Annotated in this window: 13 protein-coding genes; 4 read left to right on the top strand and 9 right to left on the bottom strand. The window is 67.0% G+C overall.

What is annotated here, in order from left to right:
- Positions 1 to 45: 45 nt before the first annotated feature.
- The 3 genes from BSY238_RS08910 to dnaE all read right to left on the bottom strand — a co-directional run bounded on the left by BSY238_RS08910 (position 46) and on the right by dnaE (position 4,945).
- Positions 46 to 774, bottom strand: coding sequence for a response regulator transcription factor (locus BSY238_RS08910; RefSeq protein WP_223300329.1), 729 nt, complete (start codon positions 772 to 774; stop codon positions 46 to 48).
- A gap of 147 nt (positions 775 to 921) precedes the next feature.
- Positions 922 to 1,425: a WbuC family cupin fold metalloprotein gene (locus BSY238_RS08905; RefSeq protein WP_069038814.1), complete on the bottom strand. Its 504-nt coding sequence runs from the start codon at positions 1,423 to 1,425 to the stop codon at positions 922 to 924.
- A complete protein-coding gene (gene dnaE, locus BSY238_RS08900) occupies positions 1,418 to 4,945 on the bottom strand; it encodes a DNA polymerase III subunit alpha (protein ID WP_069038813.1) in 3,528 nt (1,175 codons plus the stop codon). The genes BSY238_RS08905 and dnaE overlap by 8 nt, the downstream gene beginning before the upstream one ends.
- A gap of 97 nt (positions 4,946 to 5,042) precedes the next feature.
- Here dnaE and BSY238_RS08895 point away from each other — a divergent pair, with 97 nt between their 5' ends.
- From BSY238_RS08895 to BSY238_RS08885, 3 genes are all read left to right on the top strand, one after another.
- Entirely contained in the window at positions 5,043 to 6,797 is a 1,755-nt protein-coding gene (locus tag BSY238_RS08895) for a pyrroloquinoline quinone-dependent dehydrogenase (protein ID WP_069038812.1), read from the top strand.
- A gap of 292 nt (positions 6,798 to 7,089) precedes the next feature.
- Positions 7,090 to 7,542 (top strand): ferritin-like domain-containing protein, encoded by a 453-nt coding sequence (locus tag BSY238_RS08890; RefSeq protein WP_069038811.1) that lies wholly within the window; start codon positions 7,090 to 7,092, stop codon positions 7,540 to 7,542.
- A gap of 228 nt (positions 7,543 to 7,770) precedes the next feature.
- Positions 7,771 to 9,774: a methyl-accepting chemotaxis protein gene (locus BSY238_RS08885; RefSeq protein WP_069040578.1), complete on the top strand. Its 2,004-nt coding sequence runs from the start codon at positions 7,771 to 7,773 to the stop codon at positions 9,772 to 9,774.
- A 42-nt stretch (positions 9,775 to 9,816) separates the two neighbouring features.
- Here the strand turns inward: BSY238_RS08885 and BSY238_RS08880 are convergent, their stop codons facing one another.
- Entirely contained in the window at positions 9,817 to 10,395 is a 579-nt protein-coding gene (locus BSY238_RS08880; RefSeq protein WP_223300328.1) for a GNAT family N-acetyltransferase, read from the bottom strand.
- A 43-nt stretch (positions 10,396 to 10,438) separates the two neighbouring features.
- Positions 10,439 to 10,825 (bottom strand): hypothetical protein, encoded by a 387-nt coding sequence (locus BSY238_RS08875; protein WP_069038810.1) that lies wholly within the window; start codon positions 10,823 to 10,825, stop codon positions 10,439 to 10,441.
- Between the two features lie 95 nt (positions 10,826 to 10,920).
- On the opposite strand from BSY238_RS08875, the gene BSY238_RS08870 reads away from it, so the two are divergent.
- Positions 10,921 to 12,012: a 6-carboxytetrahydropterin synthase gene (locus BSY238_RS08870; protein WP_069038809.1), complete on the top strand. Its 1,092-nt coding sequence runs from the start codon at positions 10,921 to 10,923 to the stop codon at positions 12,010 to 12,012.
- Between the two features lie 48 nt (positions 12,013 to 12,060).
- On the opposite strand, the gene BSY238_RS08865 is transcribed toward BSY238_RS08870, so the two are convergent.
- The 4 genes from BSY238_RS08865 to bufB all read right to left on the bottom strand — a co-directional run bounded on the left by BSY238_RS08865 (position 12,061) and on the right by bufB (position 14,773).
- Positions 12,061 to 12,552, bottom strand: coding sequence for a hypothetical protein (locus BSY238_RS08865; protein ID WP_069038808.1), 492 nt, complete (start codon positions 12,550 to 12,552; stop codon positions 12,061 to 12,063).
- A gap of 127 nt (positions 12,553 to 12,679) precedes the next feature.
- Positions 12,680 to 13,138, bottom strand: coding sequence for a DoxX family protein (locus BSY238_RS08860; protein WP_069038807.1), 459 nt, complete (start codon positions 13,136 to 13,138; stop codon positions 12,680 to 12,682).
- Positions 13,135 to 13,935, bottom strand: coding sequence for an HvfC/BufC N-terminal domain-containing protein (locus tag BSY238_RS08855; protein WP_069038806.1), 801 nt, complete (start codon positions 13,933 to 13,935; stop codon positions 13,135 to 13,137). Before BSY238_RS08855 ends, BSY238_RS08860 begins: the two co-directional genes overlap by 4 nt.
- Positions 13,919 to 14,773 (bottom strand): MNIO family bufferin maturase, encoded by an 855-nt coding sequence (bufB, locus tag BSY238_RS08850; protein ID WP_069038805.1) that lies wholly within the window; start codon positions 14,771 to 14,773, stop codon positions 13,919 to 13,921. Before bufB ends, BSY238_RS08855 begins: the two co-directional genes overlap by 17 nt.
- Positions 14,774 to 14,797: the final 24 nt, after the last annotated feature.

The raw sequence follows: 14,797 nt of genomic DNA, 5'->3' as shown, positions 1-14,797 counted from the left end.
AGCCAAAGGCTCCTTTTTTCGTTGTTGGCCTGCGGGCGCTGCAGGTCAGTCCATCGCTTCGCCTTCGTTCGGCCGGGCGTCACCGGACACCCGCTCCAGCCGGTAGCCATAGTTGTAGGTCGACGCCAGTCGATAACCATTCTCCGGACGCAGGGCGAGCTTGGAACGCACGCGCGACATGTGGGTATCGACGGTCCGTGTCGGCACATCGCCCTTGCGGCCCCACAGCGATTCGAGCAGGTGACCGCGCGATACCAGGCGACCGACGTTGCGGAACAGGAACACGGCCAGTTCGAACTCGCGTTCGGTCAGATCAACAACCTCGTTGTGCAGGCGCGCCGTGTGTGAATTCAGATCGAAATGATAGGGCTCGGCTTCGACCACCGGCTGGTCTGCCGGTGGACGGCTGCGCCGCAGCACGGCCTCGATCCGGGTCAGCAGTTCCAGCCGGCGCGCAGGCTTGACGATGTAGTCGTCGGCACCGGCGGCCAGTGCGGTGACGATATCGTTCTCGTCCTGCCGCGCCGTCACGAAAATGACCGGCGTCTGCAGCTGGCGCTCGTTGCGCAGCCAGCGCAGCACATCGGCACCCGGCAGATCGGGCAATTCCCAGTCGATCAGCAGCAGGTCGTAACTTTCACGCACCGCTTCGCGCATCAGGTCACGAGAACGCATGAACACATGCACGTCGTGGCCTGCGGCACGCAGCCAGGTGCCCAGTATTTCAACCTGGACCGGGTCGTCTTCCAGCAAAGCTATTCGGGCAGTCTGCACGGCGGGATCTGTATCCGTAGAAATGGGCGGGTCAGACAGGGTTGACGGCAGGCAGGTCGCGGACTGAAGGGCCGGAATGCATGATAAGTGCCGCCTGAAGCGTGACCGGGTGCCGCTCAATGTACGTTCGAGTATGCCACAGCGGGGTCAGCGGCCTTTCACGGCGGCGAAGCGCGCAATCATCCACTGAAGATAGCGCGTCGCTGCCGGGTCGCCCGGAGCGGGTGCCCACGGTGCGAGCTCGTCGATAGCGAGCGGCCGATAGGGCCCCGACTTCGCTTCGAACATGACCGAGCCTGATTCGAGCGACACCAGGCTGTGAAACTGGCCATGACCGATGTCGATGCCACAGGCGTGGCCCGCACCCAGTCGATGCAGCGACTGCACGGCGCCCGCGTCGTCGAACAGGATGCAGCCGAGCATCCCGCGCAGGCAGAGCAGGGTTTCATCCTTGGCTGGATCGAGGTGGCGATGGGGCTGGACATAGCTGTCCGGCTCGATGGCATTGAGCAGGCGGTGCGTCGGATGGTCGTCATGCGGATGCAGGTTGTCGTTCATCCGCCGACGCGGGCTGGCCTGCGCCCGCATCGTCAACGCGTCGAGCGCGGACTCGTCGATCAGGCGCGTGCGCGCTGGCGCGCGCTCAGGCATAGGTGACGCCGACCGATTCAGGTGGCAGCCAGTCGCGCAGCCCGTCGAACAAGGCGTCGTCCAGCCGCACGCGCCACTGGTCGCCGAAATCGAGGGGTGCGATGGCCTGGCCGCTGCTGTAGTGAAGCCGCACCCGGCAACCGCCTTCGGCGCGGAACGGTTCGAGCAGGCTGCGCAGGCGGGCGCAGGCGGCGCGCGCACCGCCTGCGCCCGCCACTTCGCCATTGACCCTGAGTTCGAGCCGGCGGGCGAAGCGGGCGCGAGCCTCACCGGCGGTCAGCAGGCTTTCGGCCACGACGCGCATCGAATTGGAGTAGTCGTCGAACTGCGCGCGGCCCTCGATCACCAGCACTTCGTCTTCGCGCAGCTTGTTGCGCGAAGCGTCGAACAGTTCGTTGAACACCGACACCTCGACCTGCGCCGTGCCGTCGTCGAGCACGACGAAAGCCATCTTGCCGCGACGCGTCATCTGCACGCGCGAACTGACGACCAGTCCGGCGACCACGGTCGGGTCGCGCGACGATTCGAGTTGCGCCAGCTTGCGCCGCGCAAAGCGCGAGAACTCCTGCGCATAGCTGTTGAACGGGTGACCCGACAGATAGAAGCCGAGCGCCTGCTTCTCGTTCTGCAGCTTTTCGCGTTCGCTCCATGGCTTGCAGCTCACGTACTCGGGGGCGCGCGTGCCGACGCCCGCCGGGGCGTCGTCGAACAGGCCTCCCTGATGCGCGTTGGCCGCCGCCTGTTCGGCCGCTTCCATGGCGAGTGCAACGCTGGACATCAGGATGTTGCGGTCCGGGTCGGCGCCCTCGCGCGTCGAGTCGAAGGCGCCCGCGCGGATCAGCGCCTCGATGGTGCGACGGTTCACGGTGCGGCGGTCGACGCGCAGGCAGAAGTCGAACAGGTCGACAAAGGGCCCGCCGCTGGTGCGCGCCTCGATGATGGCGTTCACCGCCTGTTCGCCGGTGCCCTTCACCGCACCCAGGCCATAGCGGATTTCGCTGCGCGACACCGGCACGAAGCGGTATTCGGACCGGTTGATGTCCGGCGGCAGCACGCTGAGCCGGTTCTTCTTCGCGTCGAGGAAGAAAATGTTCACCGTGTCGGTGTTGTCCATGTCGGACGACAGCGACGCGGCCATGAAGGCGGCGCAGTGATGCGCCTTCAGCCAGGCCGTGTGATAGGTGACGACGGCATAGGCGGCGGTGTGCGACTTGTTGAAGCCGTATTCCGCGAACTTGGTCATCAGGTCGAACAGCTGTTCGGCCAGCGCCGGATCGTAGCCCTTGGTGGCGGCACCCGCGGCGATGGTTTCGCGGTGCTTGGCCATTTCCTCCGGCTTCTTCTTGCCCATGGCGCGCCGCAGCATGTCCGCACCGCCGAGCGTGTAGCCGCCGATGATCTGCGAAATCTGCATCACCTGTTCCTGATACACGATGACGCCATAGGTCGGCGACAGGCAGCCTTCGAGATCCGGGTGGAAGTAGTCGATCGCCTGCTGACCCTTCTTGCGCAGGATGAAGTCGTCGACCATGCCGGAGCCGAGCGGCCCCGGGCGGTATAGCGCCAGCACGGCGATGATGTCCTCGAAGCGGTCGGGCTGCAGTTTGGACAGCAGCTTCTTCATGCCTTCCGATTCCAGCTGGAAGATCGCCGTCGTGTTGGCTTCCTTCAGCACCTGGTAGGCGGCCGGATCGGTGAAAGGCAGACTCAGCAGATCGGGCCGCTCGCCGGTCATGCGCTCGATGTAGTCGACCGCGAGCTCGATGATGGTGAGGTTGCGCAGGCCCAGAAAGTCGAACTTCACGAGGCCGATGGCTTCGACGTCGTCCTTGTCGAACTGGCTCACCGGCGCCGCGTCGTCGCCGTCCTGCTGGTACAGCGGACAGAAATCGGTCAGCTTGCCGGGCGCGATCAGCACGCCGCCGGCATGCATGCCGACATTGCGCGCCAGGCCCTCGAGCGGCTCGGCCAGGCGCAGCAGTTCGCGCACCTCCTCCTCGTTCTGCTCGCGCTCGGCCAGTTGCGGCGCCTGTTCGCGCGCCTCGGCCAGCGACAGCGGCTTGTTCTGCACCACCGGAATCAGCTTCGACAGCTGGTCACAGAAGTTGTAGCCCATGTCGAGTACGCGGCCGACGTCGCGGATGACCGCGCGCGACGCCATCGTGCCGTAGGTGGCGATCTGGCTCACCGCGTCGGCGCCGTATTTCTGGCGCACGTACTCGATCACCATCCAGCGCTTGTCCTGGCAGAAGTCGACGTCGAAGTCGGGCATCGACACCCGCTCCGGATTCAGGAAGCGCTCGAACAGCAGCGCGTAGGCGAGCGGATCGAGGTCGGTGATGCCCAGCGAATAGGCGACCAGCGAACCGGCGCCCGAGCCGCGACCCGGCCCGACCGGCACGCCGTTCTTCTTGGCCCAGTTGATGAAGTCGGCCACGATCAGGAAGTAGCCGGGGAAACCCATCTGGATGATGGTGTCGCACTCGAACTTGAGCCGTGCCTCGTACTCGTCGCGTCGCGCCGCGCGCACCGCCTCGTCCGGAAACAGCAGCGCCAGCCGCGTTTCCAGGCCGGCTTTCGCTTCGGCGATCATGAAGTCGTCGATCGTCATGCCGGGCGGCGTCGGAAACTGCGGCAGGTAGTTCTTGCCCAGCGTCAGCGTGAGATTGCAGCGGCGCGCGATCTCCAGCGTGTTTTCGATGGCCTCCGGTATGTCGGCGAACAGTTCAGCCATTTCGGCCGATGTCTTGAAGTACTGCTGTTCGGTGAAATCGCGCGGCCGCCGCTTGTCGGTCAGCACATAGCCCTGGGCGATGCACACGCGCGCCTCGTGCGCCTTGTAGTCGTCCGGTGCCATGAACTGCACCGGGTGTGTGGCGACCACCGGAATGCCGGTCTCGATGGCCAGTGCGCATGCGTCGGCCACATACACCTCGGTGTTCGGATGGCCGGCGCGCTGCAGTTCGATGCAGTAGTCGCCGTTGAACAGCCGTGACCAGTCGGCGGCCAGCCGGCGTGCCGATTCCATGTTGCCGGCCAGCAGCGCCAGCCCGACATCGCCCTGCATCGCGCCGGACAGCGCGATCAGGCCGGCCGCGCCGGTATCGGCCGCCTCGAACCACTCGCGCCGGATTTCCGCCCGGCCGCGGTGCTTGTTTTCCAGATAGGCGCGGGTTAGCAGGCGGCACAGCGTGCCGTAGCCTTCGCGATTGCGCGCCAGCAGCAGCAAGCGATGGGGCTTGTCGCGTTCGGCCTCGTTGGTGATGAAGACATCGACCGCGGCAACCGGCTTCACGCCCTTGCTGCGAGCCGCCTTGTAGAACTTCACCAGGCCGAACACATTGGTCAGGTCGGAAATGGCCAGCGCCGGCATGCGGTCCTGCGCGGCCGCCTTGACGGCCGCGTCGAGCGTGACGATGCCGTCGACGATGGAAAATTCGCTGTGCACGCGAAGATGGACGAAGGCGGCTGCAGCGGCGGCTGGCGCGGAAGAAATTGCTGCTGGGCTGATGTCTTTCATGGGCCCGATTTTACGTCGGACCGCGTGCGCGGCATCGGGCTATCGTCAGTGCGCCTATTATCGGGGCCTTCGTCGAAGCTCGAATGGGTTCTTCATCATGATCCGCTCCACCCTTGCGCTCGCGTTCGCGCTGAACGCCGGACTGACTTTCGCCGCCGCCCCGCCCAAGGACAGGGAATGGTCCACCTTCGGGCTGGATCACGCAAACACGCGCCTGGCCGACCTGCCGGGCGTCACGCCGAAGACCGTGCAGAAGCTGGTGCCGAAGTGGATCTACCAGAGCGGCATCGCGCAGACCTTCCAGGCCACGCCTCTGGTGGTCGGCGGAAAGATGTATGTGTCGCTGCCCGGTTCGCACGTGGTGGCGCTCGACGCGCGCACCGGCGCCGAACTGTGGCGCTACACGCACAAGAAGCGCACGGAGAAGGTGTGCTGCGGCCCGGCGAATCGGGGCGTGGCATTCGATGACGGCCGCGTGTTCGTCGCCACGGTGGATGCACGCCTGGTGGCGCTCGACGCCGCCACCGGCAAGCCGCACTGGGACATCGAACTGGCGCGGCCGGACAACGCGACGACCGAAAGCAGCGAAGGCATCAAGGGCGAGGTCGGCGGCGGTTCGGGCGTCGGCGCGGCCGCTGCACCACTGGTGGTGGACGGCAGGGTGATCGTCGGCATCAACGGCGTGGGTTACGGCCTGCATCTGGACGTGCCCGGCTCGGCAGGCCAGCTGGCGTCGGTCGTCGGCATGGCGGGCAAGTACGGCGGCATCGGCTTTCTGGCGGCATTCGACGCGAAGACCGGTCAGCGGGTGTGGCAGTTCGACACCGTGCGCAAGCCGCAGGAGGGCGGCTGGGAAGGTGATTTCGTCGAGAAAACCGCAGACGGCCTGCCGCTGAACCGCGACATCGCCGGCGAGCGCGCCAGCGCGCCGCAACACAAGGACGCGTGGGAATACGGCGGCGGCTCGGTGTGGAATGCGCCGGCCTATGACGCGAAGTCCGGCCTGCTGTACTTCGGCACCGGCAACCCGAGCCCGCAGATCAACGACACCACTCGCCCGGGCGACAATCTGTATACCGCGTCGCTGGTCGCCATCCGTGCGAAGACCGGCGCCTACGCCTGGCACTTCCAGCAGATTCCGCACGACAAGTGGGGCTACGACGTGGCCAGCCCGGCGGTGCTGTTCGACCACCGCGAGCCGGATGGTCGGGTCGTGCCGGCGGTCGGTCAGGCGTCGAAGCTGGGCTGGTTCTATGTGCATGACCGCGCCAGCGGCGCGCTGCTGTACAAGTCCGAGCCCTTCGTGCAGCAGGACAACCTGTTCGCCGGTGCCAGCAAGGAAGGCACGCGCATCACGCCGGGCGTGGCGGGCGGCGTGAACTGGTCACCGGTCGCCGTCGACGTCGGGCGCGGACTGGCCTTCGTCGCCGCGATGCACATGCCGATGCGCTACTGGATCAAGGAAAGTACCGCCACGGCGGGCAAGCCGGCGCAGCGCTACGACAGCATGGAGCCGGCGGACGAAGCGAACTGGGGCGTGCTTGCGGCGATCGATCTCAGGCAGCGCGGCAAGCTCAAATGGACCGCGCGAACCGATGAACCGCTGGTCGGCGGCGTGCTTGCGCTGAAATCCGGCGTGGTGTTCACCGGCGAAGGCAACGGTCACCTGTCCGCGTTCGACAGCGTCAGCGGCAAGCGGCTGTGGCGCTTCCAGACCGGCGCCGGCGTGAATGCGCCGCCGATCGCCTTCGCCCTCGACGGCAAGCCTTATGTGGCGGTGGCGGCCGGCGGCAGCGCCATCTGGGGCTATCGTCAGGGTGACGCCGTCATCGTGTTCGGACTGCCGGACTGACCGCCTTCGGGCGTCGAAGAATCTTGCATGGCGGAGGTCGCCAGCCCGTTCTGGGCCGCTTCAAGGTGCAGGCGCATGACGGACGCTGGCGGCGATACGGACGGCGAATTCCTCCCCGGGCCTCGCACTGGTTGGCGCTGCCGCGCGCGGCGATGACTGCAACAGGATGCAACCGGCGGGTCGGTCATCCCCTACAGCGGGCTTCGCGATCGCCCGCAGCCCGGATGGCCGCGTTTCCCTAGGATGAAGTCTCGACAGCGCAGTTGGCTGTCACTCATCCCAAGGAGACATCATGAACCAGAGCGAAACGATTGAAGTGCTGAACGGCCTGATCGAAACCTGCAAGGATGGCGAGTACGGATTCAACACCTGCGCCGATCAGGCGGACTCGGTGAAGTTGCAGTCGATGTTCAGGCAGCGGGCGCTGGAATGCAGCACTGCGGCACAGGAACTGCAGACGGAGGTGGTGCGCGCGGGCGGCGAGGCCGACACGTCGGGAACGGTGGTCGGCGCGCTGCATCGCGGCTGGGTCAGCGTGCGCGGCGCGCTGCCGGGCAAGGACGATGTGGCGATGCTGGAAGAAGCCGAACGCGGCGAGGACCGCGCGCTGGCCCGCTACCGCAAGGCACTGGAAGCGGCGTTGCCGCCGGAGCTGCGCAATCTGGTGCAGCGTCAGCTGATCGGCGCGCAGCGCAACCATGACCAGATCCGACAGCTGCGCGACCAGTACCGCGCCGCCGCCTGATCCGCTTGCATGAGGACGGCGGTCAGATGACCGCCCGGCACGGGAAGCCGGCCCCCTGGGGTCGGCTTTTTTACGTGTCGAGCAGATGCGGAAATTCCGGCGCCGCACGCAACGGGTCGAAAAGACAGGTCGGTCGCGCTCGAATAATGCATTGCGTTCACAAATTGTTCTCCTAAAGAAACTTTTTTGATCGTCGTGAATATCTCGTCACCGAACCCGAGCTCGATCATGAATCTGCACACCCTGAATCTGCGCACCAAGCTGCTGGCCTCCACCGTAATCACCGTCCTGCTCTGCTTTTCGGTCACGCTGGGCGTACTCGCCTGGCGCAGCCATCAGGCGGTACTGGAACAGGGGCTGGCGCGCGCCGAGAGCGTGGCGACCTCGGTCGCGCATGACGTTGGCGCGGATCTGGACGAGGCGATGGCGGTGTCGTCCACGCTGGCGCTATCGCTCGAAGGCCTGCATGCGAAAGGGACGCTGGATCGCGACGCCGTCAGTCGCCTGCTGCGCCGCACGCTGGAAGGCCGGCCCGCGCTGCTGGGCGTCTACACCGGCTGGGAAGCCAATGCCTTCGACGCACGCGACGCCGACTTCGCCGGTGCCGCCGGTCATGACGTGAGCGGCCGCTTCGTGCCCTACTGGAGCCGCAGCGGCGACACGCTGTCGGTCGAAGCGCTGGTCGACTACGACAAGCCGGGCGCCGGCGACTACTACCTGCAGCCGAAGCAGACCGGCCGCGCCTATCTCGCCGAACCATACGAGTACATGGTCGGCGGCAAGAAGATGCTCATCACTTCACTGGTCAAGCCGCTGACCGTCAATGGCCGCTTCGCCGGCATTGCCGGCGTCGACATGGCGCTCGACCGGCTGGCCGACGATCTGGGCCGCATCAAGCCGCTCGACGTCGGCACGGTTGCGCTGTATGCGCCGTCCGGCCTCGTGGTCGCGCATGCCGACACCGCCCGCATCGGCAAACCGGCCACCGACCTGCCGGCCGATGCGCTGGCGGCATTGCGCGAAGGTCGCAGCCTGCAGTGGCGCGATGCCGCCGGCGTGCGTCATTTCCTGCAGCGCGTAGCGTTGAGCGACGGCGACGCCTGGTGGGGCAGCGTGGTGTCGGTGCCCGAGGGCGTGATCACCGCGTCGGCGGATTCGCTGCGCAACACCGCCATCGCGATGGGCGTCATCAGCGTGCTGCTGACCGCCGGCGTGCTTTTCGCATTGCTCGGTGCGATGACCCGGCCGCTGGAAACCCTGGCCGACGCAATGAAGGCGCTGGCCAGCGGCGAAGGCGACCTGACGCGCCGTCTGCCGGAAACCGGCAGCCGCGACGAGCTGGGCCGCGTCGCCACCTCGGTCAATGCCTTCCTCGGCAGCCTGCAGCGCATGTTCATCGAGGTGCGCGACCAGAGCCACACACTGGTCAGCGGCATCCGCGAAGCGTCGGACGCCACCCGCCAAATCGCCGGCAGTTCGCGCTCGCTGGCCGGCACCACCGGCGACAACGCAGCGACGATAGAGGAAATCACCGTGTCGATCGGCCATATCGCCAGCCACGCGACCGAAGCCAACGGTGTCATGCTCGACACGCACACCGCCTCGCAGCGCAGCGGCGAAGCGGTGCGCGGCATGCAGACGCACATGCGCGACATCGCCGGCAGCATGGAAACGCTGGCCGGTTCGCTGACCGGTCTGGCCGAACGTTCGGTGCAGATCAACGGCATCGTGCAGGTGATCCGCGAAATCGCCGACCAGACCAATCTGCTGGCGCTCAATGCCGCCATCGAAGCCGCCCGCGCCGGCGAACAGGGCCGTGGCTTCGCGGTGGTGGCCGACGAGGTGCGCAAGCTGGCGGAACGCACCAGCAACGCGACCACCGAAATCCGCGACATGATTTCTGCCATGCACGGCGAGACCGACCGCGCCGTGCAGAGCATGAACAGCACGCGCGACGCGGTTGAATCGGGCGTCGAACGCGCTGCCCGCGTGGCCGAGGAGATCGGCGGCATCGAAGCCGGCATGCAGCGCGCCGCCGAAAGGGTGCGCGAAATCGCCGAAGCGACGCAGGAACAGTCGGCGGCGACGACGGCGCTGGCGCAGTCGGCAGAGCAGGCTTCCGAAGTGGTGCAGAGCACCGATCACGCGATACAGCGCACCTCGGCCACGCTGTCGCAGATCGGGCGCGCATCCGATCATCTCGGCGAACTGGTGGGCCGCTTCAAGCTGTAGGCGCACGGCCGGCACCGCACCGACCCCGGCGGTCCGGCTTTTCTACATTCCGAGCAGACGCGGCACGTCGGGGGCGTCGAGCAGCAGCACGTATTCCAGACCGTCGATCTCGTCGATGAACGATGCGATGCGCCGGAAACCCGCGCTGGCGAGCAGCGCGCACGATGCAAGGTTGTCCGGGCTGACCGACGCGACGAAGCGCGGCACACCCTGCTCGACGTGGGCCCAGCGGATCAGCGCGACCAGCGTTTCGCGTGCCAGACCTTGCCGGCGGTGACGCGGGTAGATCGTGTAGCCGATTTCGACCGCATCGGCGGCGTACGGCGCCAGATAATCGGGCGCCGGGCGGGAATGAAAACCCGCATGGCCGACCATTTCGCCGCTGCCGCGCAGTGCCAGCGCGCGCACCGACCAGGGCAGGCTGGCCGGGTCGGTCGTGACGTCATGCAGACGCAGGGCTGCCAGATCGGCTTCGCGCAACCACGCGGTGGCCACCTTCAGACCGATCAGAGAGGACAGTTCGTCGATGTCCCGCCCGTCGGCCGACGCAGCCAGGAACTCTGCACCCATGGCGCGCAGCCGCAGACGCGGCGTCAGGATGTCGGAGGGCGTCATGGTCATGCAGACCGGCGACGGGCGGCGCCGTGACCTCGATAACCCCGGTTCAGCGTGCCGCCAGCGCGAAGTACAGGCTGGCCGCCAGTGCCACGCTGAACACCACGGCGGCGGCGAGCATGACGCGCGAGCGCAGGCGCAGTACTTCGATCTCGCGTACCAGCTGCACATTCTGTTCGGCCAGCGAGCGGATCAGCTGCGACGAGGCGAGCGCCTCCTTCTGCAGTTCGCTGACCACCTGTTCGAGGGCGGCCAGCCGCACCTCGGCCGGCGCGCCGGCCGGTGCCGTCGCCGGTGCATCCGCCGGCTCGCCTTTCGGCCGCTTTTTCGCAACGCGATCCCACAACGCATTGGCGCCCTGCACCACGCTCGGGGCCGCCGCGATGACGTCGCCCCAGGGCACGGCTTTCACTGCGCCGAGCAGACTGATGGACATGAGGTGTGCTCCTTCCGGATTTCGATCGATACTGATAGTACTGCGCACTCAGGCACACTGCGGCGCTGCCGGAACCGCATGACCTGACCCCGACCATGAACGACACTCTGCTCCATGTTGCCGCCGCGGACTTCGAAGCCGCGCGCCGCCTCGATCACCTGCCGACCGCACACCGGGCGCACGCGCTGCATGGTCACAGCTTCACCGGCTGCGTGCGTGCCGCGCTGCCCGAGGGCTGGGGCGGTGTGGCCGGCGGAGAGGTCGATGCGCTGGCGGCGCGGCTGCGCACGGTGCTCGCGCCGCTCGACTACCGGCTGCTGAACGACACCGTCACCCGGCCCGGCGATGAAGATCTCGCGCGCTGGCTGCGCGGGCAGCTCGACCTGCCCGATGCGTACGCGGTCGGCGTGCGCAGCACCTCCCAGGCCGGCGTGCAGCTGGATCGGCACGGCGACGCCCACGTGTGGCGCCGCTACGTGTTCCAGTCGGCGCACCAGCTGCCGCGCGTGGCACCCGGCCACAAGTGCGGCCGCATGCACGGCCACGGCTTCGAAGTGCTGCTGCACGCGAAGCCGGCGCCCGATGCAGCGGTCGACCCGGAACGGATCGATGCCGTGTGGGCGCCGCTGCACGCGCAACTGCATCTGGCCTGCCTGAACGACATCGCCGGGCTCGACAACCCGACCAGCGAAAACATCGCGGCCTGGATCTGGCATCAATTGAAGCCGGCGCTGCCCGGCCTGCGCTGGGTCACCGTCTACGAAACCGCCAGCTGCGGCGCGCAATTTGATGGCCGGCAGCACCGCGTATGGAAGGAGTTCACGCTCGACAGTGCGGTGCGGCTCAAGCGCGCACCCGACGGCGACCCGCGCCGGCGCATTCACGGACACACCTTCACGCTGCGTCTTCATCTGGCTGCGCCGCTCGACCCGATCATGGGCTGGACGGTCGATTTCGGCGACGTGAAGGCGCAGTTCGCGCCGCTGTTCGACCGGCTCGACCACGCGCCGCTGCACGAACTGATGGAGGGCGGTGGCAGCGACGCGGACACCGCCAGCCTGGCGCGTCGCATCATGACGCTGGCGACGCCGCTGATCCCGTCACTCGAACGGCTTGACCTGTACGAAACCCGCGGCTGCGGCATCATCCTGCAGCGCGGCGGCAGCGAGCCGGCGCTGCCTGTGTGACGGGTTGCTGCCGGACGCACCGCAGGACAGTCGTTGTCCGCCAGGGACTTACCAGCGGCCCAGGTCGATGCCGAAGGTCACCATGAAGCCAGCGGTGCCGAGCAGCGCGACCTGGGCGTTGTAGCGGTCGTACTGGTAGCCCAGCGCCGGAATGACCGCAAACGCGACACCCTTGCGGTTGAATGGAATCTTGTCTTCGTACTCGCCCGAATAGCCGAGCAGCGCGCCGGCAGTCACCTTTACGTACAGGTTCGGGCTAACCGCTTCGATCGGCCAGCTCCGGCCCCCGTAGTAGTACTCGCTGGCCTGGTCGAACGAGTTGCGGAACCAGGCCGCGCCGACATTCCAGCGCGTCGGCGACTCGTATTCGAGGCCGAACAAGGCCGGCACGTTGTTGTGGTCAGGTTCACGGTCCCAGTGGTGAATATAGGGTCCGAACTGCAGGCCGATGCGGTGTGACGGTGCGGTGGCATCGGCCGAGGCGACGCCACTGGCAAGACAGGCCACGCACAGCAGGATGCAGCGGAAGGGAGGTGTCAAGACGAAAGCCCGATAGCGAATACCAATCGGGCAACACAAACTGCCTGGCGTTCCCGGGCGGCCCCTTTGCTGTGTTGCACCATGTTTCAGCGCCGACGCGGACGGCCCGCCCGGCACCCGCGTCGACTCAGTCGCGGCGGCGTCCCAGCAGTCGATCGACCGACAGCGCGCCGGGTCCGAACACCGCGATCACCAGCAGCCCGACGCCCCACCACAGGTGCGACTCGACAGCCGCCGGGCACTCGAATTCCCACAGCGCGGGGTAGGACACGACAGCCATGATGTTCACGATGAACAGGCCCAGCGCGGCGAAGCGCCCGGCCAGACCGATGGCGAGCAGTGGCGGCAGAACGATTTCGCCGGCCGTGCCCATGAGGGCCGCGATGGCCGGCGGCAGCAGCGGCACCTTGTACTCTTCGGTGAACAGGAAAAGCGTGCTGTCCCAGTCCTCGATCTTGGTCAGACCGGCCTTGATGAATACCCATGCAATGTACAAACGCAGGGCGAGCAGCAGCAGCGGCTGCACGTGGTCGGCGAGGCGCGCGAGCGGTGCGCCGAAGTCGTAGGCGCGAGTGACGGCATTCATTGTTCTTGTCCCCTGGTTTCGATGTGGTGCAGCCAGCCGCAGGCAATGGCCTGTTCGATGGCGGCTGCAAGGTTGAAATCCTGTTCGTACTGGATGGCGCCGGCCCAGGCGTCGCCGAAGCCGGCGCCGACCAGCGCAATGGCGGCCCAGAATGTGTAGGCGCCGGCGGGCAGCGGCGCCACCCGCACACGCAGCCCGTCGCGCCACACGACGGCGTACTGCGCCTGTTCGAGATCGATGTCGAGTTGATCGCCCGACCCGCCGTCAGCGCCCGGCTGATGCTGCAGCCAGATGTCGGCAATCGGCCATGCACTGCCGAGCAGCGCGAAGCCGGGCGTCATGTGCAGGCGGGCCGTGGCCAGCGCATCGGGGTCGAGGCCGGCAAAGGCCCCGCCGCCCAGCGGCGCGGCGTCGGCCGCCGTTGTCGCGACATGCACCGACCACTCGAGACGGGCCACGTCCGGCAGATAGGGCAGCGCGCGCACCGGCTCGAAGCCGTCGAGAAAGTCGGCAAAGCGGTGACCGTAGCGATTGAGGTCGCCGTCGGTCGAAGGCGTCTGCGCCCAGTAGCGGCGCACCAGCGCGTCGAAGTAGTCGTCGCCGGTGATCTGCCGGCACACCGGGTAGGCCAGCGTCAGTGCGGCGTTGGCGTTCGCCACCGCATTGCCGCGATAGACGCCGAGCAGGCTTCGGTTGCGTACGGCGTCACCGGTCAGCAGCGGCAGCATGGCCGGTTCGCCCCGCGCGCTGCGCAAGGCACTCGCGAAGCGCCGCTGGGCGTCAAGCAGCGCAGACACGGGGCAACCCATTCGATTCGTCCGTGACAGCGCCGATGCGATCGGCCCGGGCGGCTTCGGCCAGCAATACGTCGAGTTCCGGCAGATCGGTGTCCCACTCGATCAGCGCCGGAGCGCAGACACCACGTCGGCGCACCGCGGCAAGCAGCGCCCACACCTCGTCGCACACCGCGCTGCCATGGGTGTCGATCAGGCCGTATTCGGTCACCGCGTGACCGGCCAGATGGATTTCCCGCACCGCGTGCATCGGCAGCCGTTCGAGCGCATCCATAGGGTCGCTGTCGAAATTGCGCGCATTCACGTACAGATTGTTCAGGTCGAGCAGCAGACCGCAACCGGTCAGGCAGACCAGATCGGCGAGAAAGTCGGCCTCGGTCATCTGCGCGTCCCGATACTGCACGTAGGCCGACAGGTTTTCGATCATGACCGGGCGGCGCAGGCGGTCCTGCAGCGCATTCACGCGCGCCGCGACCAGCGAAAGTGCCTCGTCTGTATAGGGGAAGGGCAGCAGATCGTTGAAGTGGATGCCATCGACCGCGCCCCAGCACAGATGCTCGGACACGAATTCGGGTTCGATGCGCTCGACCAGCTTCGCCAGTCGTTCGACATGCGCGTCATGGCGCGCGTCGACCGACGCCAGCGCGAGACCGACGCCGTGCAGGCTGACCGGATAGCATTCGCGGGCGCGCTCCAGCGTGCGCAGTGCGGCGCCGCCGTCATGAAAGAAGTTTTCGCTATGCACCTCGACGAAGCCGATGCGCGGTCGCTCTTCCAGGACGCGGGCGTAGTGCGGCTGGCGCAGACCGATGCCGGTCGGCGAGGCAGGATGCAGGATCATGGGAGTCTCGCGACAGGGATGCGG

Origin of the sequence: Methyloversatilis sp. RAC08, from assembly GCF_001713355.1 — a bacterium.
Classification (GTDB): Bacteria; Pseudomonadota; Gammaproteobacteria; order Burkholderiales; family Rhodocyclaceae; genus Methyloversatilis.
This window is presented reverse-complemented; position numbering and strand designations above follow the sequence as displayed.